This window comes from Kitasatospora fiedleri (assembly GCF_948472415.1).
GTDB classification, from domain to species: Bacteria; Actinomycetota; Actinomycetes; order Streptomycetales; family Streptomycetaceae; genus Kitasatospora; species Kitasatospora fiedleri.
Map to the genome: position 1 here is coordinate 3,129,724 of NZ_OX419519.1, position 22,622 is coordinate 3,152,345.

The 22,622-nt window shown below is 74.6% G+C and carries 16 protein-coding genes; 1 reads left to right on the forward strand and 15 read right to left on the reverse strand.

Features of this window, described 5'->3' with window-relative positions:
* Window position 1: 1 nt before the first annotated feature.
* The 12 genes from QMQ26_RS37465 to QMQ26_RS14410 form a co-directional block, all read right to left on the reverse strand.
* Window positions 2-991: a Rieske 2Fe-2S domain-containing protein gene (locus QMQ26_RS37465; protein WP_159073180.1), complete on the reverse strand. Its 990-nt coding sequence runs from the start codon at window positions 989-991 to the stop codon at window positions 2-4.
* A 139-nt stretch (window positions 992-1,130) separates the two neighbouring features.
* The gene (gene guaA, locus QMQ26_RS14360; RefSeq protein ID WP_100837873.1) at window positions 1,131-2,717 is read right to left on the reverse strand and encodes a glutamine-hydrolyzing GMP synthase; all 1,587 of its coding nucleotides are present in this window, start codon (window positions 2,715-2,717) and stop codon (window positions 1,131-1,133) included.
* 804 nt (window positions 2,718-3,521) lie between these two features.
* Window positions 3,522-5,123, reverse strand: a complete 1,602-nt coding sequence (locus QMQ26_RS14365; protein WP_282205951.1) for a hypothetical protein — start codon at window positions 5,121-5,123, stop codon at window positions 3,522-3,524.
* 64 nt (window positions 5,124-5,187) lie between these two features.
* Window positions 5,188-6,948, reverse strand: coding sequence for a GMC oxidoreductase (locus QMQ26_RS14370; protein WP_282205952.1), 1,761 nt, complete (start codon window positions 6,946-6,948; stop codon window positions 5,188-5,190).
* A 21-nt stretch (window positions 6,949-6,969) separates the two neighbouring features.
* Complete coding sequence (locus QMQ26_RS14375) at window positions 6,970-8,577, reverse strand: succinic semialdehyde dehydrogenase (protein ID WP_282205953.1); 1,608 nt, start codon at window positions 8,575-8,577, stop codon at window positions 6,970-6,972.
* 74 nt (window positions 8,578-8,651) lie between these two features.
* Window positions 8,652-10,292 carry a serine/threonine-protein kinase gene (locus QMQ26_RS14380; RefSeq protein ID WP_282205954.1) on the reverse strand — a complete coding sequence of 547 codons (1,641 nt, stop codon included), beginning with the start codon at window positions 10,290-10,292 and terminating at the stop codon, window positions 8,652-8,654.
* Window positions 10,293-10,448: 156 nt separating this feature from the next.
* Window positions 10,449-11,528, reverse strand: coding sequence for a protein kinase (locus QMQ26_RS14385; protein WP_282205955.1), 1,080 nt, complete (start codon window positions 11,526-11,528; stop codon window positions 10,449-10,451).
* A gap of 215 nt (window positions 11,529-11,743) precedes the next feature.
* Window positions 11,744-13,432 carry a serine/threonine-protein kinase gene (locus tag QMQ26_RS14390; protein WP_282205956.1) on the reverse strand — a complete coding sequence of 563 codons (1,689 nt, stop codon included), beginning with the start codon at window positions 13,430-13,432 and terminating at the stop codon, window positions 11,744-11,746.
* 254 nt (window positions 13,433-13,686) lie between these two features.
* Complete coding sequence (locus QMQ26_RS14395) at window positions 13,687-14,805, reverse strand: GuaB3 family IMP dehydrogenase-related protein (RefSeq protein ID WP_100837866.1); 1,119 nt, start codon at window positions 14,803-14,805, stop codon at window positions 13,687-13,689.
* 175 nt (window positions 14,806-14,980) lie between these two features.
* Window positions 14,981-16,483 (reverse strand): IMP dehydrogenase, encoded by a 1,503-nt coding sequence (gene guaB, locus QMQ26_RS14400; protein ID WP_100837865.1) that lies wholly within the window; start codon window positions 16,481-16,483, stop codon window positions 14,981-14,983.
* Window positions 16,484-16,792: 309 nt separating this feature from the next.
* Window positions 16,793-17,515, reverse strand: coding sequence for an RNA polymerase sigma factor ShbA (gene shbA, locus QMQ26_RS14405; protein WP_282205957.1), 723 nt, complete (start codon window positions 17,513-17,515; stop codon window positions 16,793-16,795).
* 195 nt (window positions 17,516-17,710) lie between these two features.
* Window positions 17,711-18,322 carry a response regulator transcription factor gene (locus QMQ26_RS14410; RefSeq protein WP_014136228.1) on the reverse strand — a complete coding sequence of 204 codons (612 nt, stop codon included), beginning with the start codon at window positions 18,320-18,322 and terminating at the stop codon, window positions 17,711-17,713.
* A gap of 535 nt (window positions 18,323-18,857) precedes the next feature.
* Between QMQ26_RS14410 and QMQ26_RS14415 the strand changes: the two genes are divergently transcribed.
* Window positions 18,858-19,184: a WhiB family transcriptional regulator gene (locus tag QMQ26_RS14415; RefSeq protein ID WP_111554951.1), complete on the forward strand. Its 327-nt coding sequence runs from the start codon at window positions 18,858-18,860 to the stop codon at window positions 19,182-19,184.
* 157 nt (window positions 19,185-19,341) lie between these two features.
* Here the strand turns inward: QMQ26_RS14415 and QMQ26_RS14420 are convergent, their stop codons facing one another.
* The 3 genes from QMQ26_RS14420 to groES form a co-directional block, all read right to left on the reverse strand.
* Complete coding sequence (locus QMQ26_RS14420) at window positions 19,342-20,343, reverse strand: LysR family transcriptional regulator (RefSeq protein ID WP_100837862.1); 1,002 nt, start codon at window positions 20,341-20,343, stop codon at window positions 19,342-19,344.
* 162 nt (window positions 20,344-20,505) lie between these two features.
* Window positions 20,506-22,140: a chaperonin GroEL gene (gene groL, locus QMQ26_RS14425; protein WP_282205958.1), complete on the reverse strand. Its 1,635-nt coding sequence runs from the start codon at window positions 22,138-22,140 to the stop codon at window positions 20,506-20,508.
* A gap of 114 nt (window positions 22,141-22,254) precedes the next feature.
* On the reverse strand, window positions 22,255-22,560 hold the full coding sequence (gene groES / locus QMQ26_RS14430; protein ID WP_014136232.1) for a co-chaperone GroES: 306 nt from the start codon (window positions 22,558-22,560) through the stop codon (window positions 22,255-22,257).
* Window positions 22,561-22,622: the final 62 nt, after the last annotated feature.

The following is a 22,622-nucleotide window of genomic DNA, read 5'->3' on the forward strand; positions in this document are numbered from 1 at the left end:
GTCAGGACTGCTGCGGGCCCAGCTCCAGCTGGTCGCCGTTCCTGGTGACGGTGTACCCGGGCAGCGGCTTCACGGCCGGGCCGGTGATCACCGCGCCGGTGGCGGCGTCGAAGGTGGAGCCGTGGCAGGGGCAGTACAGCTTGCCGTCCTTGGGCGGGTTGACCGTGCAGCCGGAGTGGGTGCACACCGAGGACAGGCCGGCGTACCGCCCGGCGGCGGGCTGGACGACGTAGACGGCGTCGCCGCTGGCCGGGTCCTTGACGGTGGCGGAGCCGCCGACCGGGACCTGCGCGGCGGGCACCGCGGGCCCGGCCTGCGGGACGGGGCTGGTGGCGCCGGCGCTCGCCGCGGCGGGGGTCTCGTCCCGGCCGAAGCCGGCGGTGAGCGAGCCGGAGAGCAGCCCGGCGCCGCCGAGCGCGACGGCCGCGATGCCGCCGTCCAGCAGGGCGCGGCGGCGCACCGCGTCCTCGGCGAGGCCGCGGGCCCGGTCGCGGGCGGCCCGGTCGGCCAGGTAGCCGTCGACCGACAGGTAGGGGGTGCCGGCCAGCAGCAGCGGCGTCCAGGCCAGCAGGTAGGCCAGGTCGTTGCCCAGGTAGTAGGGGGTGGTGTGGAAGCTGACGGTCAGCCAGAGCGTGGCGGACAGCAGCGCGCCGCCGAGCGCGGCGACCCGGCCCCACAGGCCGAACAGGGTGCCCAGGCCGACGGCCAGCTCACCGAAGGCGATCAGCAGGCCGAACAGGGTCGGCGCGTGCAGTGCGGGGCCCAGCGCCCAGCCGATCGGGCTGCTCCCCTCCGCGGCCCGGGTCTGGGCGTAGAAGGAGGCCGGGTCGCCGGCGCCGGCCAGGTAGTGCGCGTCGGAGAGCTTGTCGAAGGCCGCGTAGACGAAGGTCACCCCCAGGAACAGCCGCAGCGGCAGCAGCGCGAAGCGCGAGCCCCGCGCCTTCCACTCGGTGATCCTGGTGCCCGCCGTGCCGCCCGTCCCGGTCGCCATCGCCGTCGCCCTCTCGCTCGCCGCCTGCCGTCCGCCGACAGGATCGGGTCCGATTGTGCCCGCTGCCCCCCGTACATGGCCGCGCCGCCACTCCCCTGGCGCGGGGAGCGGCGGCGCGGTCACACGGTTGCCGGTGGGATCACTCCCACTCGATGGTGCCCGGCGGCTTGGAGGTGACGTCCAGGACGACCCGGTTCACGTCCTTGACCTCGTTGGTGATCCGGGTGGAGATCTTCGCCAGCACCTCGTAGGGCAGGCGCGACCAGTCCGCGGTCATGGCGTCCTCGGAGGAGACCGGGCGCAGCACGATCGGGTGGCCGTAGGTGCGGCCGTCGCCCTGCACGCCGACCGAGCGGACGTCGGCCAGCAGGACGACCGGGCACTGCCAGATCCGGGCGTCCAGGCCGGCCAGGGTGAGCTCCTCGCGGGCGATGGCGTCGGCGTCGCGGAGCAGGTCCAGGCGCTCCCTGGTGACCTCGCCGACGATCCGGATGCCCAGGCCCGGGCCGGGGAACGGCTGGCGCTGGACGATCTCGGCGGGCAGGCCGAGCTCCTGGCCGACCATCCGGACCTCGTCCTTGAACAGCTTGCGCAGCGGCTCGACGAGCTGGAACTCGAGGTCCTCGGGGAGGCCGCCGACGTTGTGGTGGGACTTGATGTTGGCGGTGCCGGTGCCGCCGCCGGACTCCACCACGTCCGGGTACAGGGTGCCCTGGACCAGGAACTCCACGGCCGGGCCCTCGTCGGCGACGATGTCGGCCTGGGCCTGCTCGAAGACCCGGATGAACTCGCGGCCGATGATCTTGCGCTTCTGCTCGGGGTCGGAGACGCCCGCCAGCGCGGTCAGGAAGCGCTCCTCGGCGTCGACCACGACCAGCTTGACGCCGGTGGCCGCGACGAAGTCCTTCTCGACCTGCTCGGTCTCGCCCTTGCGCATCAGGCCGTGGTCGACGTACACGCAGGTCAGCCGGTCGCCGATGGCGCGCTGCACCAGGGCGGCGGCGACCGCGGAGTCCACGCCGCCGGACAGGCCGCAGATGGCGCGCCGGTCGCCGACCTGCTCGCGGATCAGCGCGACCTGCTCCTCGACCACGTTGGTGGTGGTCCAGTTCGGGGCGATGCCCGCGCCGCGGTACAGGAAGTGCTCCAGCACCTGCTGGCCGTGCTCGGAGTGCATCACCTCGGGGTGGTACTGCACGCCGTACAGCTTGAGGTCGTCGTTCTCGAAGGCGGCGACCGGCACCACGTCGGTGGAGGCGGTGACGGTGAAGCCCTCGGGCGCGGCCGAGCAGGCGTCGCCGTGCGACATCCACACCGACTGCTGCGCGGGGGTGCCCTCGAACAGCGTGGAGCCGGGGCGGGAGACGGTCAGCGGGGTGCGGCCGTACTCGCGGGCGCCGCTGTTGTCGACGGTGCCGCCGAGCGTCTTGGCCATCAGCTGGAAGCCGTAGCACATGCCGAAGACCGGCACCCCGGCCTCGAAGAGCGCGCGGTCGAGCTGGGGGGCGCCCTCCTCGTAGACCGACGACGGACCGCCGGAGAGGATGATCGCCTTCGGGTTCCTGGCGAGCATCTCGGCGACCGGCATGGTGCTCGGCACGATCTCGCTGTAGACCCGCGCCTCACGCACCCGACGGGCGATGAGCTGGGCGTACTGGGCACCGAAGTCGACGACCAGGACGGTGTCGTTCTCGGGTGCGGACTGGACGGGGGAATCAGCGGACACAGACGGCCTTCCGGCGGCGGTACAAGGGGGTGTCACCACCGAGTCTACCGGGACGCTTTCACCCGACTGCCCGCGCCGCCGCCCGTGACCGGGCGGGCGGGCGAATCGTTGCACCGGGAGACCGCACGAGACGTCGGCGCCCTCCAGGTGCGGGCGGCACCGTGCGGCGGAACCACGCGTGGATCATCTCCGGTCCACCGGGTGCGCGTGGCGGGCACGGGCCCGCCGTGGGACCGCGCCCCGGTGCCGCGGTCGGGTCAGCAGGGGACAGCGAACCCGTCCGCGACCGGGCGGACCCGGGGTGTGGCGGCCGGTACCGGTGCCGACCGCCACACCCCAGTCAGCCGCCCGCCCCGGCGTACGCCCCGGTACGCCCCGCAAGCGCTCCTCACGCACAGTGATCACTCCGGACGGTCGGGCCCGGCGCCGCCGCGCGCCGTGTCCTGTTCCGTCCACCCCGCCAGTTACGTCGAATCGGTTGCACGGCAAGGCACTCGTCCACGACGATTGCTGGGAGGCGGGGGCTCACCGTACACCCCCGGCCGTGGAGAGCCCGTCCCCCGGACGGCTCCCCTCTCACGCTCCGTGAGGCCCATCCGGCCCCGGCGCGTGTCCGTGACCATCCTTCCGAGACGGCGCTCCTCCCCGGGCGCCGTCGACCCAGCACCGGCGCGGCCCTGACGCCGAGTGCTGCGACAAAGGGCCCCGTTCCCCCGCGGGGCCCTTTGGCCTGTCCGGAGCCGGACGCGGGCCCGGTCCCGGTCTCCGGTCTCCGGTCTCCCGCCTCGGCCTCGGCCTCGGTTCTCAGCGGGCGGTGTCCGGGCGCCGGTACGCGGCGTGCGGGTCGGCGTGCGGGTCGGACCCGGCGGCGGTGGGTGCGGGGACGGGCGCGGCGGGGGCCGGCAGCTCGTCGGACACCAGCTCGACCGACCCGTGCGGCACCGCGCCGAACCGGTCGGCGCCCGCCTGCGCGGGCAGCACCGGGAGCACCGGCGGCCCGGCGGGCACCGGCGGCACGGCCGGCCCGGCCGCCGGGTGCGGCGGGGCCGGGACGAGCGGCGCGGGGGTGCGGCGCGCCGCGTCGAGCACCGCGGGCACCAGCAGCGCGCCGGCCGCGCCCCAGGCCAGGGCGGAGACCAGCACCGAGAGCAGCGACCAGCCGAGGGTGTCCCGGCTGTCGAGGACGATCCCGGCGACCTCGTCGCGCTTGCCGCCCAGGGTGCTCCAGATCGAGGTGCCGAGCAGCAGCGCGCCGGTGAGCACCGCGTACAGGCCCGCCAGCACGGCCCGGTCGCGCTGGGCCAGCCGGCCCCGGTGCGCGGACCAGCCGAGCGCCAGCGCGGCGGCCAGCGGCAGGAGCACCGCGAACCACCAGCCGCCGCCGTGGCCGTCCAGGTCGAACAGCGACATCGCCCGGTGGCCGAGCCCGAAGGAGTCGGCCGTCAGCAGGGTCGCGCCGCCGCCGACGCCGAACAGCAGCAGGCCGTTGTTGGTGACCAGCCCCAGCGAGGCGCTGTCCGGGAACACGTCGTCGGAGACCAGCTGCGCCACCAGGGCGACCGCGGTGAGCAGCGCCAGCAGGCCGCCCAGCACCCGGAAGGCGTGCTGCCAGGCGAGCAGCAGGCTGCCCAGCCAACCGCGCCGGGCGGCCTCGGCCCGCAGCGCGGCCGCGCCGTCCACGGCCAGCACCAGGACGGCCGCGGCCAGGCCCGCGGACGCGGTGAGCGGCAGCAGCTCCGGCCCGGTCTCGATCCGCAGCGACGGGGTGGCGGCGGCGTCCGTGTCGTACCCGGCCAGCCAGCCCAGCAGCAGCGCGACGAGCGCGGACAGCACGCCGGTGCGCAGCGCCTGGAGCCCGGCGGCGGGACCGGTCGGCTCGGTGGCGCCGTCCCGGCGGCGGGCCCGGGCGGAGACCCGCAGGCCGAGCCAGAGCGCCAGCAGCCACCCCAGCGTGACCAGGTACATCACCAGGTGGCTGGAGCTGGACAGGCCGGACGCCGGGCCGTCGGCCCGCGGGCCGGTGGCGGTCATGACCAGCCGCACCGGCGCGCCGAACGCGGTGAGGACCAGGGCCAGCCAGGCCTGGAAGCCCTCGGCCGACCAGGAGCTCTCGAACAGCGGCGAGCCGTCGCCGTCCCCGCTGCCCGCGCCGATCACGGCGGCCAGCACCAGCAGCCCGGTCGGCGCGAGCAGCACCCGGCCGGCGGTGAGCCAGCCGCGGGAGGGCAGCGGCAGGTCCCGGCCGTGGTGCACCCGGCCGGCGCCCCACGGGGAGGGACCGGCCGGGCCGGTGCCGGTGTCCTCGACGACCTCGCCGATCGCGGGCGCGGCGAGCTGCCCCCCGCAGTTGGCGCAGGTCGCCGCGGCGCCGACCGAGGCCGCGCCGCAGGACAGGCAGATGGGCATGGTGGGTCCCCCCGGGCGGTTCGTACGTCGAGGGCCCGTTTATCCCACCGCGGGTAAAGGGATGTCAATCTCCTTCCGGGGCCCGGGCGGGCACCTTCGGGACGGGCAGCAGCGGCAGGCGCAGCGCGCCGAACGCCCCGGCCGGGACGGCGGGTCGGCGCGGTTCGACCGGCGGGACGGGGCGGTAGGCGGCGCCCGGTTCGGGGCGCGGGTCGGCCTCGCCGCGGTTGGGCCACATCGACATGGCGCGCTCGGCCTGCGCGGTGATGGTCAGCGAGGGGTTGACGCCCAGGTTGGCGGAGACCGCGGAGCCGTCGACCACGCTGATCCCGGGGTGCCCGTACAGCCGGTGGTAGGGGTCGACGACGCCGGTGTCGGCGCTGTCGCCGATCGGGCAGCCGCCGAGGAAGTGCGCGGTCAGCGGGATGTCGAAGATCTCGCCGGCGGTGGAGCCGGCGAAGCCGTTGATGGAGGCGGCCAGGGCCCGGGCGCCCTCCTCGGCGGCCGGGATCCAGCTCGGGTTGGGGGCGCCGTGGCCCTGCCGGGAGGTGAGCTTGCCGTTCTTCAGGGAGACCGTCAGCGAGTTGTCCAGGGACTGCATGACCAGGCCGATGATGGTCTTCTCCGACCAGCGGTGCTGGTTCATCGACTGGGCGAAGATCCACGGGTGCCGGGCGGCGGCGCCGAGGTAGCGCAGCCAGCGCGGGCCGCGCCCGGCGCCGCTGACCTGCTGGATGGAGAGCGCGCCCATCGCGTTGGAGCCCCGCCCGTAGCGGACCGGCTCGATGTGGGTGTTGGCGTCGGGGTGCACCGAGGAGGTGATGGCCACGCCGCGGGTGAAGTCGGGGCGCTCCCCGTAGCGCCGGGTGGAGGTCTGCGCGCCCACCAGGGCCTCGGAGTTGGTGCGGGTGAGGTGGCCGAGCCGGGCGGAGATCCGGGGCAGCAGGCCGCTCTCGCGCATCCGGTGCAGCAGGGTCTGGGTGCCGTAGGTGCCGGCCGCGACCACGACCCGCTCGGCGGTGATCGTGCGCGCCCCGGCCGTCCGGGCCCGCCGGGTGCGGGCGTCGGTGGGCAGCACGTCGACCGCGTAGCCCTCGCCGTGCGGGCGCAGCCGCCGGACGGTGGTCATCGGCAGGATCTCGGCGCCGGCCCGTTCGGCCAGGTACAGGTAGTTCTCGGTGAGGGTGTTCTTGGCGCCGTGCCGGCAGCCGGTCATGCACTCCCCGCACTCGGTGCACGCCCTGCGCCGGGGTCCGGCGCCGCCGAAGTACGGGTCGTCGACCTCGCCGCCGGGGGCGGCCTTGGCCTCGCCGGTGCCGTCCCGCCCGTCGCCGAAGAACACCCCGACCGGCGCCAGGTGGAAGGTGTCGCCGCAGCCCATCGCCTCGGCGGCGGCCTTCAGGTGCACGTCGGAGGGGGTCATCGTCGGGTTGAGCCGGACGCCGAGCATCCGCTGCGCCTGGTCGTAGAACGGGGCGAGCTCGGCCTGCCAGTCGGTGATGTGCCGCCACTGCCGGTCCTCGAAGAACGGCTTCGGCGGGACGTACAGGGTGTTGGCGTAGTTCAGCGAGCCGCCGCCGACGCCCGCCCCGGCCAGGATCAGCACGTTGCGCAGCAGGTGGATGCGCTGGATGCCGTAGCGGCCGAGGGCGGGTGCCCACAGGTAGTCGCGCAGGTTCCAGGAGGTGCTGGGCAGCTCCTCGCGGCGGAACCTGCGCCCGGCCTCCAGGACGGCGACCTTGTAGCCCTTCTCGGTCAGCCGCAGTGCCGCGACCGAACCGCCGAAGCCCGAACCGACCACCACGACGTCGTAGTCGTACGACACTGCTGCCTCCTCCTCGGATTGCTACTTCAGCCGGAGGGCCTTCATGACCTTCAGGCCGGTGGTGAAGAACTCGGCGAACTTCCGGTCGTCCATGCCGAGCGACGGGCCGATCGGCAGCAGCCGCTGCACGGCGACGGTCTGCGCCTCGGTGTAGCGCAGGATGCCCTCGGCGCCGTGCCGCCGGCCCAGCCCGGAGTCGCCCATGCCGCCCATCGGCGAGGCCACCGAGCCGTACGCGGCGGCGTACGCCTCGTTGACGTTGACGGTGCCGGTGCGCAGCCGGGCGGCGACCCGGCGGCCGCGGCCGGTGTCCCTGGTCCAGACGCTGGAGTTGAGGCCGTAGGGGGTGGCGTTGGCGGCGGCGACGGCCTCGTCCTCGGTGTCGAAGCGGTAGACCGAGACGACCGGGCCGAAGGTCTCCTCGGCGCAGACCGCCATGTCGGGGGTGACGCCGTCCAGGATGGTGGGCTCGTAGAACAGCGGGCCCAGGTCGGGCCGGGCCTGCCCGCCGGCCAGCACCTCCGCGCCGGCCTTGACGGCCTCCTCGACGTGCCGGGTGACGGTCTCCAGCTGGCGGGCGGAGACCAGCGAGCCCATGTCGGCGCCGTAGGCGAGGCCGCCGCCCAACCGCAGCGCGGCGGTCCGCTCGGCGAACTTCGCCAGGAAGGCGTCGGCGACCGAGCGGTGCACGAAGAGCCGTTCGATGGAGATGCACAGCTGTCCGGCCGAGGAGAAGCAGGCCCGGACGGCGCCGGCGGCGGCCCGGTCCAGGTCGGCGTCGGCGAGCACCAGCATGGCGTTCTTGCCGCCGAGTTCCAGCGAGGCGCCGACCAGCCGTTCGGCGGCCCGCCGGGCGACGTCGCGGCCGGTGCGGGTGGAGCCGGTGAAGGCGACGTAGTCGGCGCGCTCGACCACCTGCGGGCCGACCACCGGGCCGTCCCCGAGCACGATCTGCCAGACCTGCGGGGGCAGTCCGGCCTCGACGAACAGCTCGCGGGCCCACAGGGCGGTCAGCGCGGTCTGGGTGTCCGGCTTGTTGACCACCGCGTTGCCGGCGACCAGGGCGGGCAGCGCGTCGCCGACCGACAGCTCCAGCGGGTAGTTCCACGGCGAGATCTGGCCGACCACGCCCTTGGGGCGGCGGGCCTCCACGGCGCTGGTCAGGCCGGGCACGGCACCGCCGCGGCGGCGGTCGCGCAGGTAGGAGTGGGCGGCGCGGCCGTAGTGCCGGGCCGCCGAGGCGACGGCCATCACCTCCTCGAAGGCGTGCAGCCGGGCCTTGCCGGTCTCCGCCTGGACGAGGTCCAGCACCTCGTCCTGCCGCTTGAGCAGCAGGTCGTGGAAGCGGAGCAGGACGCCCGCCCGGTGCCGCACCGACAGCGCGGCCCAGGCGGGCTGGGCCCGCCTGGCCTGGTCGAACGCCCGCTCGACGTCCGCCTCCGAGGAGACCGGCAGCGCGGCCAGCGCCTCGCCGGTCAGCGGCGCGAGCGTCTCGGCGGTCTGCCCGCCGGACGCCGTCACGCCCTTGGCCAGCCGCGCCACCAGCGCGGCCGGCACCGCCGATGCGACGCCGCGCGCCGCACCCTTCGCCGCGGGGTTGCGCCGGCCCTGGATCGTGCTCTCCGTCATGCGGGCAGCCTAGGCCCTGGAACCTGTCTTGTGTACCCGCCGGTAACACCAAAAGGCGGCGTGTCGGATTCCGGTCAGATGGTCGGCGTGAAGTTGTTCAGCACGGTGGTGAACTGCCGCAGGCTGTCGCGCCAGTCCTTCTCCGGCCCCGACACGTACACCATGAACGCCGTCCCGTCCGCGCGCCGGAACTCGACCTCCTTGGCGTGCCGGCGGGCGTCCTTCGCGCCGAAGGCGAACTCCCACACCGCGGCCTCCTGGCCCTTGATCTTGACGGTGTCGAGGGTGGTGCGCTGGTAGTCCTTGAGGCTCTTGGCGAGCGAGCCCTCCATCTCCAGGAAGTGGTCCTTCGGGGCGAGGGCCTGGCCGACCGACACCGCGAACAGCAGGAAGTGCTCCTGGTTGTCGGGCGTGTAGTAGATCTGCCCGCCGTCGTGCTCGCTGCGCTCCCAGGTCCCGTTGGTGGGCAGCAGGAAGCGGAACCCGGCCGGGTCGTCCTTCCAGACGTACCCGGGGGGCGCGGGCGCGCCGCTGGGCAGCGGGCTCTCGCCGGTCAGCGGGTTGTCGCCGGACGGGGTCGGGTCGGGCGCCGCGACCGTCCCCTGCCGGTGCTGGTGGACGTAGTACGCGCCGCCGCCGACCCCGGCCAGCAGCAGCACGCCGACCAGCGTCCACAGCAGCGCCCGCCCGCGCCGCCGGGGCGCCGGGGCGGGGGCCTGGGCGGTGGCGGGCGGCCGGGCCGCGGTCCGGCCCGGCTCGGTGCCCTCCTCGGACGCCCCGTCCGCCGGGTCGGGGGCGGCCTGCGCGGTCCGGTCGACGACCGGCACCACCTGGGTGGGCAGCCGCGACGCCCCGGGCTGGTCGGGGACCCGGAGGCTGACGGTGTGCCCGTCGGCGACCTCGCGCAGCATCCGGCCGATCTCGTCGGCGCCGGGCCGCTCGGCCGGGTCCTTGGCCATCAGCGCGGCCAGCACCGGCCCGAGCCCGCCGGCCCGGCGCGGTTCGGGCAGCGGCTCGTCGACCACCGCGGTGAGCGTGCTGAGCGGGTTGTCCCGGCGGAACGGCGACTCGCCCTCCACCGCGTGGTACAGCGTCGCGCCCAGCGCCCACAGGTCGGAGGCCGGGCCGGGGCGCTGGCCCTGGGCGCGCTCCGGGGCCAGGTAGTCGGGCGAGCCGACCAGGTCGCCCGGGCGGGTGATGTCCATCGCGCCCTCGAACTTGGCGATGCCGAAGTCGAGCAGCACGGCCCGCCCGGTGCCGTGCTCCAGCAGCACGTTGGCGGGCTTGACGTCGCGGTGCAGCACCCCCAGCTGGTGGCCGCGGTGCAGGGCGGCCAGCACCTGGAGGCCGACGGTGGCGGCCTCCCGGGGCGTCAGGGCGCCGTCCTGGCTGATCACGTCGGACAGCGCGCGGCCGTCCACCAGCTCCATGACGATCCACGGCCGGCCGTCCTGCTCCAGCACGTCGTGGATGGTGATCACGCCCGGGTGCTTGATCCGGGCGGCGGCCCGGGCCTCGCGCTTCATCCGGGACTGGAGGATCTCCAGGTCCTCCTCCGAGAGGTGGCTGACCGTCAGCTCCTTGACGGCCACCTCCCGGTCCAGCATCTCGTCCCTGGCGCGCCAGACGGTCCCCATCCCGCCGCGCCCCAGACGCTCGCCGAGCGCGTAACGCCCGGCCAGCAGACGGCCCGTCGACTGGTCCTGTGCGCCCATGACCGTCCCCCCTTCGATTCCCCCCACCGCCGGTCGGACGGGGTCCTGGCAGACCGTGTGCCGGCTCGCACCGGCGGTTCGAAGGCAAGCCTAGGCTGCCCGGCGCGCCCCGGGAATCGCGACCCGGGCTCGGAACCGCACGGTGACCGCCCGCTCTCAGCCCGCGACCGCGACGATCACCGCGACCGCCGCGCACAGCAGCACCAGCACGCCGCCCAGCACCAGCGGCCCGAGCAGCTTCGGCGGCACCCGCGGCGGACGCGCCGGACCCTGACGGTCCGTCGCCCGCGCCGGGCGCCGCCCGCGCGGGTGCGGCACCAGCGGACCGGCCTCCGGCCGGGGCACCGGCAGCAGCGGGTCGGGCGGGCCGTCCCGGTCCGGTTCGGGCGCGAACGACAGCAGCTCGCGCAACTCCCGCTGCACGGCGACCGCGTCCGGCCGGGCCGCGGCGTCCGGCCGCAGCAGCCGCTCGACCAGTGGCCGCAGCGGCCCGCAGCCGTCCGCCGGGTGGTGCCGCCCGTCCCGGACGGCCGCCAGCAGCGTCGGCAGGTCGTCCTCCGGGTACGGGCCGTGGCCGGTCAGCAGCCGGTACAGCAGCACGCCCAGCGCCCAGGTGTCGGCGGGGGCGCCCGCGTCGATCGCCCAGCGCTCGGCGAGCGGTCCGAGCATCAGCGCCCGGGTCTCGTACACCCGGCGCGGCACCTCGCCGCCCAGCGCCGCGCACAGCTCCTCCTCGGCGGCGCCCAGCAGCAGCCCGCCCAGCATCGCCGCGCCGTCCTCGCAGACCAGCACCGTGCGCAGCGTCAGGTTCCCGTGCGTCAGCCCGGCCTCGTGCACGGACCGCAGCGCGCCCGCCAGGTCCGCGCCGATCTCGGCCACCCGGTACGGCGAGACCGGGCCGTTGCCCGCCAGCCGCTCCAGCGGCACCCCGGGCACCGCCTCCTCGGCGATCCACAGCACCTCGTCCTCGGGGCCCGCCGCGAGCCCCCGCAGCAGCCGCGGGTGCGCCGTCGCCGCCGCCGCGACCTGCGCGACCCGGGCGGTCAGCCGCGGCCCGTACGACGGGGCGGGCGCCCCCACCGGGTGCCCCGGCACCAGCAGTTCGGGCAGCTCCAGCCCGAACAGTCGCACCCGCGCCCCGCTGTGGACGTCCACCGCGAGCACACCGACCTCACCCTCCGGACGGTCCGTCACCCGGTACCGTCCGGCCACCAGTTGCCCCGGTGCCGCTCGCATGTCTGTTCCTCACGCCGTCGTCCCGCCAGCGTACGGCTCCCCTCCGCCCCCGCCACCGCCCGGTGCGCGCTTTCCGCCCCCGCCGGGAGCCGCCCCCGCACCCCCGCACCCCCGGCCACCCCACCCGGAGCCGCCCCCGCCGCGGCCCCGGCCCGCCCGGAACACCCGGCCCCCGCCGGGCGCGCCGCGCGCCACCGCGTCGGCCACCGCGCCGGCTACGGCGCGGGCTGGAAGCTCTCGAAGGAGATCCGCCGGGCCAGCGAGCCGTCCGGGGCCGACCAGTCCTCCTCGGGCATGGTCCAGTAGATCGCGTAGCCGTACTTGCCGCCGCCGGTGACGAAGCCGCGGTTGAGCGAGTGCAGCAGGGTGCCGGACTTGCCGGTGTACGTCCACTCCCAGTCGGCGGCGTTGGTCCAGTCCCGGTAGGCGACGGCCTCCACCCTGACCCGGCGGTAGTCGGTCATCTTCGCGTTGCGGTCGGACTCCTGCCAGTCCTTCAGCGCGCTCGCCCCGGCGGGGCTCTGCCAGTCGACGACCAGCCGCAGCCCGCGGCCCTCGAAGCGGCGGCTGGTGGCCCGGTAGTCCGGCCCCTGGTCGGCCATCCACTCGGGCAGCGCGATGCTGAACCCGGACGGGTCCTTGTACACCCGGTACCCGGCGGGTATCTGCCCGGCCGACGGCAGCGGCGACGGCTCCGCGGCGGGCGGCGCGGAGCTCGGGTCCGCGGCCTGCGCGGAGGCCGACGGGCTCGCCGACGCCGACGGGCTCGCGGACGCCGCGGCCCCGTCCGCGGCGGCGGCGACCGCGCCGTCCCTCCCGCCGTCCCCGTCGCCCCGGGGCCAGAACACCACCAGCGCCGCGATCAGCGCGAGCGCGGCGACCACCGCCGCCCCGGTCAGCAGCGCCCGCCGCCGCGAGCCGAACGGCCCGCCCGCGGGCGGCGCCCCGCCCGTCCGGAGCGGTTCCGTCGCCGTCACCGTCGGCCCGGACCCGGCCGGGGACGAAGGGGGAGCCGGGGTCGGCTCCGGGGCCGGGGGCACCGGGACGGCCACCGTCTCGGCCTCGGGCAGCGGCTTCCCGGCGGCGATCAGTTCGAGCAGCGGCCGGGCGGTGTCGGCGTCCATCCGCCGGGCCGGGTCCTTCTCCAGCAGCCCCTCGATGACGCCCCGCAGCGGCCCGGCGTTGCGCGGCTCGGGCAGCGGTTCGGTCATCACGGCGGTGAGGGTGGCCAGCGCGTCGCCCCGGTCGTACGGCGGGACGCCCTCGACCATCGCGTACAGCGTGCCGCCCAGCGACCACAGGTCGGAGGGCGGTCCGGGCAGCTTGCCGCGGGCCCGCTCGGGGGCGATGTAGGAGGGGGCGCCGACCAGCATGCCGGTGGAGGTGATGGAGGTGTCGCCCTCGACGCTGGCGATGCCGAAGTCGGTGAGCACGGTGCGCCCGTCCTCGCCGATCAGCACGTTGGACGGTTTCACGTCCCGGTGCAGGATGCCCTGGCGGTGCGCGGCGCCGAGCACCCCGAGCAGGTCGAGCGCGATCCTCGCGGCCCGTTCGGGGGCGAGCGGGCCGTCCTCGGCGACCACGTCGGCCAGCGAGCGGCCGGCGACGAGTTCCATCACGATCCACGGCCGGTCGTCCTCCTCGACCACGTCGAAGACGGTGACGGCCGAGGTGTGCCGGATCCGGGCGGTGGCCTTGGCCTCGCGCAGGGTGCGGACGACCAGCCGGTGCTTCTCGATCTCGTCGACGGTGCCGGTCATCCGGAGTTCCTTGACCGCGACGATCCGGCCCAGCATCTCGTCCTCGGCCCGCCAGACGGTGCCCATGCCGCCGCGCCCGAGCACCTCGCCGAGCCGGTAGCGGTCCGCCAGCAGTCGGCCGGTCGGTTCCTGCGGCTGCGTCATCGGTGCGCTCTCCCCATGGTGTCGCGGCCCTCGGCGGGTGCCCCGGCCGTGACCTGACGGCGTGTCGGACCGCCGAGGGCGGCGGTCGCAGGCCGGAGCCCCCATCATCCCCTGTCCGGCCCCGGCCCGGCCACCCGCCCCCGCGTCCGGCCCCCGGCGACCGTCCGGGCGCGCCCGTGGTGTGAGGACGACGGAGGGCCCCCGCCGGTTGCGGCGGGGGCCCTCCGAGGTGCTGACGGTCCGTCAGCGGGGTGTCACCGGGCGGGGTTGACCGTGACCTCGACCCGCTGGAACTCCTTGAGCTCGGTGTAGCCGGTGGTGGCCATCGCCCGGCGCAGCGCGCCGAACAGGTTCATGGTGCCGTCGGGGGTGTGCGACGGACCGGTCAGGATCTGCTCGGTGGTGCCGACGGTGCCCAGGTGCACCCGCTTGCCGCGCGGCAGCTCCTCGTGGACGGCCTCCATGCCCCAGTGGTAGCCCTGGCCGGGCGCGTCGGTGGCGCGGGCCAGCGCGGCGCCGATCATCACCGCGTCCGCGCCGCAGGCCACGGCCTTGGGGATGTCGCCGCTGTAGCCGACGCCGCCGTCCGCGATCACGTGCACGTACCGGCCGCCGGACTCGTCCATGTAGTCCCGGCGGGCGGCCGCGACGTCCGCGACGGCGGTGGCCATCGGCACCTGGATGCCCAGCACGCCCCGGGTGGTGTGCGCGGCGCCGCCGCCGAAGCCGACCAGCACGCCGGCCGCGCCGGTGCGCATCAGGTGCAGCGCGGCGGTGTAGGTGGCGCAGCCGCCGACGATCACCGGCACGTCGAGCTCGTAGATGAACTGCTTGAGGTTGAGCGGCTCGGCCGCGCCCGAGACGTGCTCGGCCGACACCGTGGTGCCGCGGATCACGAACACGTCGACGCCGGCGTCCACCACGGCCTTGGAGAACTCGGCGGTGCGCTGCGGCGAGAGCGCGGCGGCGGTCACCACGCCCGAGTCACGGACCTCCTTGATCCGCTCCTTGATCAGCTCGGCCTTGATCGGCTCCGCGTACACCTCCTGCAGGCGCCGGGTCGCCACCGCCTCGTCGGGGATCGCGGCGATCTCCGCCAGCAGCGGGCGCGGGTCCTCGTACCGCGTCCACAGCCCCTCCAGGTTCAGCACGCCCAGGCCGCCCAGCTGCCCGATCGCGATCGCCTGCTCCGGCGACACCACGCTGTCCATCGGCGCGGCCAGGAACGGCAGTTCGAAACGGTAGGCGTCGATCTGCCAAGCGATCGAGACCTCCTTCGGGTCACGCGTACGGCGGCTGGGGACGACGGCGATGTCGTCGAAGGAGTACGCCCGGCGGCCGCGCTTGCCTCGCCCGATCTCGATCTCAGTCACTTCGAGCCCTTCTGCTGCTTTCCATCTCCCGACCGGGTCCCCCCGGCCACGCCCCCAAGTATCCCGCACCCTTCCCACCAGGCCCGCCAGGGGCGCACCCGCTCCCCCGGACGGCAGGGAACCGCCCGGGCCGCGTCAGCGGCGGCCCGGGCGGTTCCCGTACGGCGGAGGCGTCTCAGCGCGTGTTGTAGTTCGGCGCCTCGACGGTCATCTGGATGTCGTGCGGGTGGCTCTCCTTGAGGCCCGCGGAGGTGATCCGGACGAACCGGCCCTTGGTCTGCATCTCCTCGATGCTCGCCGCGCCCACGTACCCCATGGTCTGCCGCAGGCCGCCGACCAGCTGGAACAGCACCGCGGACAGCGGGCCGCGGTAGGGCACCTGGCCCTCGATACCCTCGGCGATCAGCTTCTCGTCCGAGGAGACCTCGGCCTGGAAGTAGCGGTCCTTGGAGAAGGACTTCGCCTGGCCGCGGGTCTGCATCGCGCCCAGCGAGCCCATGCCGCGGTACGACTTGAACTGCTTGCCGTTGATGAAGAGCAGCTCGCCGGGCGACTCCTCGCAGCCGGCCAGCAGCGAGCCGAGCATCACGGTGTCGGCGCCGGCGCACAGCGCCTTGCCGATGTCGCCGGAGTACTGGAGGCCGCCGTCGCCGATGATCGGGACGCCCGCGTCCTGGCAGGCCTGCGCGGCCTCGTAGATCGCGGTGACCTGCGGGACGCCGACGCCTGCGACCACGCGGGTGGTGCAGATCGAGCCGGGGCCGACGCCGACCTTCACGCCGTCCACGCCGGCGTCCAGCAGCGCCTGCGCGCCGTCCCGGGTGGCGACGTTGCCGCCGACCACGTCCACCGGCACGGCGGACTTGATCTTGGAGATCCAGGACAGCGCGTTGTGCGAGTGCCCGTGCGAGGTGTCGACGACCAGGAAGTCCACGCCGGCGCCGACCAGCGCCTGGGCGCGCTCGAAGGCCTCGGCGGAGGCGCCGACGGCGGCGCCCACCAGCAGCCGGCCCTCGGCGTCCTTGGCGGCGTTCGGGTACTTCTCGGCCTTGACGAAGTCCTTGACGGTGATCAGGCCCTTGATCCGGCCCTCGTCGTCGACCAGCGGCAGCTTCTCGATCTTGTGGCGGCGCAGCAGCGCGACCGCGTCCTCGCCGGAGATGCCGACCTTGCCGGTGATCAGCGGCATCGGCGTCATGATGTCGGCGACCTTGCGGCTGCGGTCGGTCTCGAAGGCCATGTCGCGGTTGGTGACGATGCCCAGCAGCTTGCCCTCGGCCGTGGCCACCGGCACGCCGGAGATCCGGAACCGGGCGCACAGCGCGTCCGCCTCGGCCAGCGTCGCCTCCGGGCCGACCGTGATCGGGTCGGTGACCATGCCGGACTCGGACCGCTTCACCAGGTCGACCTGGTTGACCTGGTCCTCGATCGAGAGGTTGCGGTGCAGGACGCCGACGCCGCCCTGGCGGGCCATCGCGATCGCCATCCGGGACTCGGTGACCTTGTCCATCGCCGCGGACAGCAGCGGGATGTTGACCCGCACGTTCCGGGAGATCCGCGAGGAGGTGTCGACCTGGTTGGGCAGCACCTCGGAGGCCCCGGGAAGCAGCAGGACGTCGTCGTACGTGAGTCCGAGCATCGCGAACTTCTCGGGTACGCCGGCGGCGTTGTAAGACATGGGGAACCTTCCGTGGCGGGCCGTCGTTCTGCGCACGGGCGCCCGGCTGTCACCGGCCGCCAAGACGCCCGGCGCGCTGGAGGAACCTCCGAAGGGACCCCGCGCGCACCGGAGAAACTTTGGCGACCCGACCAGGCGCCGATACCCCATGGTACTGGTGACGCGGGGTGGGTCGTCGCGCCCTCTTGACAACGCCCGCCCGGCCGCGCTTCATTCCGCGCGGTCCACGCGCGGTCCACGCGCGTCCAGCAGCGCGGACGGGGAACCGGCCGACGGGCCGGGAGGAGGACCGGAAGGACCGGCCGGGGTTCAGCCGCTCTCCTCCGCCAGCGCCCGCAGCCGGGACAGCGCCCGGTGCTGGGCCACCCGCACCGCGCCCGGGGACATCCCGAGCACCTCGCCGGTCTCCTCCGCCGACAGCCCGTCCGCCACCCGCAGCAGCACCAGCTCGCGCTGGCGGGCCGGCAGGTAGGACAGCAGTTCCTTGATCCACGCGGCGTCGCTGGAGAGCAGCGCCCGTTCCTCCGGGCCGAGCGAGTCGTCCGGCGTCTCCGGCAGGTCGTCCGGCGGGATCACCGTCGAGCCGGGCCCGCGCATCGCGGCCCGCTGGAGATCGGCGATCTTGTGCGCGGCGATCCCGTACACGAAGGCCTCGAACGGGCGCCCGGTGTCCCGGTAGCGGGGCAGCGCGCAGAGCACCGCGACGCACACCTCCTGGGCCACGTCGTCCACGTGGTGCCGGGCCCCGCCGGGCAGCCGGACCAGCCGGCCGCGGCAGTAGCGCAGCGCCAGCGGGAGCACGTAGCCGAGCAGCGCCTCGATCGCCGGGCCGTCGCCGCGGACCGCCGCCGCGACCAGTTCGGCCACCTCGGGCGACGTCCCCGCGCCGAGCACGGGCGGGCGGGCCGCCGCGCCCGACGGGCCGTCGGACCCGGTCACCGGACCGCCCGGTGCCGACGACGGATCGGCAGCCGCACCCCCGGGGGCGGGCTGCACCGGGTCGGGCCCGGCGGCCTCCTCGTCGTCACGCATCGGTCCATGGTGCCTGGTCGGGCCGGAAAACGCGGCACCGCGTCCGGACTTGTGCATCGGAACGTTATCCGTCGCCGCGTGCACCGTGCCGCCTCCCCTGCCTGTCCGCTGGTCCCCGAGGTGCTCCACTACTCCATGGTGCAGCCTCGGGACCACAACGTCACACGTCCGAGCGAGCGCAGTTCGCGCGTCCGCTCAGCGGACCAGGCCCCAACGGAAGCCCAGCGCCACCGCGTGCGCGCGGTCCGAGGCGCCCAACTTCTTGAACAGCCGCCTGGCGTGCGTCTTCACGGTGTCCTCGGACAGGAACAGCTCGCGGCCGATCTCGGCGTTGGAACGGCCGTGGCTCATCCCCTCCAGCACCTGGATCTCACGGGCCGTCAGAGTGGGCGCGGCGCCCATGTCCGGGCTGCGGAGCCGGCGCGGCGCCAGGCGCCAGGTCGGGTCGGCCAGCGCCTGGGTGACGGTGGCCCGCAGCTCGGCGCGCGAGGCGTCCTTGTGCAGGTAGCCGCGGGCCCCGGCGGCGACCGCGAGGGCCACGCCGTCCAGGTCCTCGGCGACGGTGAGCATGATGATCCGGGCGCCCGGGTCGGCCGACAGCAGCCGGCGGACCGTCTCCACCCCGCCGAGGCCGGGCATCCGGACGTCCATCAGAACGAGATCGGAACGGTCGGCCACCCAGCGGCGGAGGACCTCCTCACCGTTCGTCGCAGTGGTCACCCGGTCCACGCCGGGCACGGTCGCCACCGCGCGGCGAAGCGCCTCCCGGGCGAGCGGGGAATCGTCGCAGACGAGTACGGATGTCATGACCGTCGTCCTCCGCAGCAGATCCGCGTCACGTTGAGCCTCCTGGCTGGTACGAACCTCTCCGACACGGCCCCGGGACGGACCCGTTCCGATCGCCTCGCTGCGCGACCGTTCCCGATGTCCTGCGCCCTCTGACCGCCTCCGCACATCCAACGACCGTCACTCGAATGAGTTACGGCTTCACCTCCATCTCCACCACTGTACGTGGCCAACCCATCACGCAAGAGCCACCTCGCGGTGCACACGCCGCACTTTTGTGCAGCTCGCGCGCGGTGCCCGCGCCGCGCGCGCCCTCCGGAGGCGGTCCGCGCCCGGCGGGACACCCGATCGGTGCAGCATCCGGGTTCAAACCTCTTGCCCCTTTTGTCCTTTTTTATAGCTTCTGTCAGGTCATTGACTGATTCGTCGGACTGTGGGTGACTTGTCGGTGTAGTGGGCGTAAGTCATATTTCCAGGTGTCCGTACCGGCCCGGTGCCGCCTCGCCGCGACAGTCGCGGCCGGCCGCCGGGTCCCGAGCCATGAAGGGAATGAGCCATGGCAGATTTCTCCCGCCTCCCCGGCCCCAACGCAGACCTCTGGGACTGGCAGCTCTCCGCCGCCTGCCGCGGCGTCGACAGCTCACTGTTCTTCCACCCCGAGGGCGAACGCGGCGCGGCCCGGACCTCCCGCGAGACGAGCGCCAAGGAGGTCTGCATGCGCTGCCCGGTGCGCGTCAAGTGCGCGGCCCACGCCCTCGCCGTCCGCGAGCCCTACGGGGTCTGGGGCGGCATGACCGAGGACGAGCGCGAGGAGCTGCTCGGCCGCTCCCGCAACCGGCTGGCCGAGGTCCCGCTGGCGATGCCGCAGACCATCCGCCGCTGATCCGCCGCCGGCCTCGCCGGTCCCGGTCCGTCGCCGCTCCCCCGCCGGTCCCCACGCCGGTCCTCCGCACCGCAGCGGCCGTCCCCGCCGCCGCGGCCCGCGTCCCCGGCCGCGCCACCCGGACGCGTCGCCCGCCCGTCCCCGGTCGGCGCCGCGCTCAGCGGGCCGCGGCCGACGCCGCGAGCTGGTCCAGCATCAGCGCCACCGCCGGGACCTCCGCCAGGTCCGGCAGGGTCAGCGCCACCACCTCGCGCCGGGCCGGCTCGCCCGAGGCCACCCGCACCGGCACGGCCGCCGCCCCCGGGTGCCGCACCGACTCCAGCGCCAGCCCCGGCAGCACCGCCACCCCCAGGCCCGCGCCGACCAGGCCCACCACCGCCGGGTAGTCGTCCGTGGCGAACTCGATGGCCGGCGCGAAGCCCGCGTCCGCGCACAGCTCCACCAGGTGGCCCCGGCACTGCGGGCAGCCCGCGATCCACTGCTCGGCCGCCAGCTCCGCCAGGTCCACCGGGTCGCCCTCGCCCCGGCCCGCCAGCGGGTGGCCCGCCGGGACGAGGCCCACCAGCGGATCGTCCAGCAGCGGGCGCACCACCAGCTCGGACCAGTCGTTCGCGGCCGCCGTCGCCGCCGCCTCCAGCGCCGCCTCGGCCCGCGCCTCGCGCAGCGTCGCGTGCGGGGACGGCAGGCTCAGCCCGCCCTGCGAGTCCGGGTAGCGGAAGGCCAGCGCGACCTCGCACTCGCCGCCGCGCAGCATCGCCAGCGCCTGGGTCGGCTCCGCCTCCACCAGCGAGACCCGCACCCCCGGGTGGGCCGCCCGCACCTGCGCCACCGACCGCGGCACCAACGTCGAACTGGCCGTCGGGAACGAGACCAGCCGCACCCGCCCCGCCCGCAGCCCGGCGATCGCCGCGACCTCCTCCTCGGCGGCCGACAGCCCCGCCAGGATGCCGTCCGCGTGCCGCAGCAGCACCCGCCCGGCCTCGCTCAGCTGCATCTCCCGCCCCGACCGCACCACCAGCGGGGTGTCCACCGCCTTCTCCAGCGCCTTCATCTGCTGGCTCACCGCGGGCTGCGTGCACCCCAGCTCCCGCGCCGCGGCGGAGAACGACCCGGTCCGGGCGACGGCGTGCAGGACGCGGAGGTGGCGGGCTTCGATCACGCCGTCCACTGTAGGGGAGGCGGAAAGTGCGCCGGGAACGCGAAAGCAGGGGCGCGAGGCCCCGGCGGTCCGGGCCGCGCACCACGGGGGTGCGGGGCCGGTCGCGCGGTTCCTCGCGCCCCTGCTTTCGCTGCGCCGCCTCGGCGGCCGGCGCTCGGTGCCTCAGTGGCTGTGGCCGTGGCCGCCGTGCGAGTGGCCGTGGCCGGCGCCCTCTTCCTCTTCCTTCTTCTCCACCACGAGGGTCTCGGTGGTGAGCAGCAGGGAGGCGATGGAGGCGGCGTTCTCCAGGGCGGAGCGGGTGACCTTGACCGGGTCGATGACGCCGGCCTTGACCAGGTCGCCGTACTCGCCGGTGGCGGCGTTGTAGCCCTGGCCGGGCTCCAGGTCGGCGACCTTGGAGGTGATGACGTAGCCCTCCAGGCCGGCGTTCTGGGCGATCCAGCGCAGCGGCTCGACGAGCGCCTTGCGGACCACGGCGACACCGGTGGCCTCGTCGCCGGACAGGCCGAGGCCGCCCTCCAGGACCTTCGCGGCGTGCACCAGCGAGGCGCCACCGCCGGCCACGATGCCCTCCTCGACCGCGGCGCGGGTCGCGGAGATGGCGTCCTCCAGACGGTGCTTGCGCTCCTTGAGCTCGACCTCGGTGGCCGCGCCGACCTTGATCACGCAGACGCCGCCGGCCAGCTTGGCGAGGCGCTCCTGGAGCTTCTCGCGGTCCCAGTCGGAGTCGGTGTTGGCGATCTCGGCCTTGATCTGGGCGACCCGGCCCGCGACCTCGGCGGAGTCGCCGGCGCCGTCGACGAGGATGGTCTCGTCCTTGGTGACGGTGATCCGGCGGGCGCTGCCGAGCACCTCCAGGCCGACCTGGTCGAGCTTGAGGCCGACCTCCTCGGAGACGACCTGGCCGCCGGTGAGGGTGGCGATGTCGCCGAGGATGGCCTTGCGGCGGTCGCCGAAGCCGGGGGCCTTGACCGCGACCGCGTTGAAGGTGCCGCGGATCTTGTTGACCACCAGGGTGGAGAGGGCCTCGCCGTCGACGTCCTCGGCGATGATCAGCAGCGGGCGGGAGCCGCCGGCCTGCAGGACCTTCTCCAGCAGCGGCAGGAGCTCCTGGATGGAGGAGATCTTGCCCTGGTTGATCAGGACGTACGGGTCCTCCAGGACGGCTTCCTGGCGCTCCGCGTCGGTGACGAAGTACGGGGACAGGTAGCCCTTGTCGAACTGCATGCCCTCGGTGAACTCGAGCTCGACGCCGAAGGTGTTGGACTCCTCGACGGTGATCACACCGTCCTTGCCGACCTTGTCGATCGCCTCGGCGATCAGCTCGCCGACCTGGGTGTCCTGGGCGGAGAGGGAGGCGACGGCGGCGATGTCGTCCTTGCCCTCGATCTCGCGGGCCACCGAGAGCAGGTGCTCGGAGACGGCGGCGACGGCCTTGTCGATGCCCTTCTTCAGGGCGGCCGGGCCGGCGCCCGCGGCGACGTTGCGCAGGCCCTCGTTGACCAGGGCCTGGGCGAGCACGGTGGCGGTGGTGGTGCCGTCGCCCGCGACGTCGTTGGTCTTGGTGGCGACCTCCTTGACCAGCTGCGCGCCGAGGTTCTCGTACGGGTCGTCGAGCTCGACCTCGCGGGCGATGGTCACACCGTCGTTGGTGATGGTGGGGGCGCCGAACTTCTTGTCGATGACGACGTTGCGGCCCTTGGGGCCGATGGTCACCTTGACGGTGTCGGCCAGCTTGTTGACGCCGCGCTCCAGCGAGCGGCGGGCGTCCTCGTCGAACTGCAGGGTCTTCGCCATGATCCCGTTTCCTCAGGGGTAGGTCTGCGTACGTGGAGCAACAACCGCGCCCCGGGCCCCTGTCAGTGCGACACGGATCCGGGGCGGGCTGGGACGTCTACTGGTCGGACGTCTTTACTTCTCGATGATCGCGAGGACGTCGCGGGCCGAGAGGACGAGGTACTCCTCGCCCTGGTACTTCACCTCGGTGCCGCCGTACTTCGAGTACAGGACGATGTCACCGACGGCGACGTCGAGCGGCAGACGCTGACCGTCCTCGAAGCGGCCCGGGCCGACGGCCAGGACGACGCCCTCCTGGGGCTTCTCCTTGGCGGTGTCCGGGATCACCAGGCCGGAGGCGGTGGTGGTCTCGGCGTCGAGCGGCTGGACCACGATGCGGTCCTCGAGCGGCTTGATGGCAACCTTGCTGCTGGTGGTCACGTCCGAGCTCCCCTTCGGAGATTACGGGGTTGTCTAACAGGTAGGTGGCGATTGCGCGCGGC

Coding starts and splice junctions, on each gene's coding strand:
- QMQ26_RS14410 (WP_014136228.1), bottom strand. CDS start 18,322: ATGACATCCGTACTCGTCTGCGACGATTCCCCGCTCGCCCGGGAGGCG.
- guaB (WP_100837865.1), bottom strand. CDS start 16,483: ATGTCTTACAACGCCGCCGGCGTACCCGAGAAGTTCGCGATGCTCGGA.
- shbA (WP_282205957.1), bottom strand. CDS start 17,515: ATGCGTGACGACGAGGAGGCCGCCGGGCCCGACCCGGTGCAGCCCGCC.
- QMQ26_RS14375 (WP_282205953.1), bottom strand. CDS start 8,577: ATGACGGAGAGCACGATCCAGGGCCGGCGCAACCCCGCGGCGAAGGGT.
- QMQ26_RS37465 (WP_159073180.1), bottom strand. CDS start 991: ATGGCGACCGGGACGGGCGGCACGGCGGGCACCAGGATCACCGAGTGG.
- QMQ26_RS14385 (WP_282205955.1), bottom strand. CDS start 11,528: ATGCGAGCGGCACCGGGGCAACTGGTGGCCGGACGGTACCGGGTGACG.
- groL (WP_282205958.1), bottom strand. CDS start 22,140: ATGGCGAAGACCCTGCAGTTCGACGAGGACGCCCGCCGCTCGCTGGAG.
- QMQ26_RS14415 (WP_111554951.1), top strand. CDS start 18,858: ATGGCAGATTTCTCCCGCCTCCCCGGCCCCAACGCAGACCTCTGGGAC.
- QMQ26_RS14365 (WP_282205951.1), bottom strand. CDS start 5,123: ATGCCCATCTGCCTGTCCTGCGGCGCGGCCTCGGTCGGCGCCGCGGCG.
- QMQ26_RS14380 (WP_282205954.1), bottom strand. CDS start 10,292: ATGGGCGCACAGGACCAGTCGACGGGCCGTCTGCTGGCCGGGCGTTAC.
- QMQ26_RS14390 (WP_282205956.1), bottom strand. CDS start 13,432: ATGACGCAGCCGCAGGAACCGACCGGCCGACTGCTGGCGGACCGCTAC.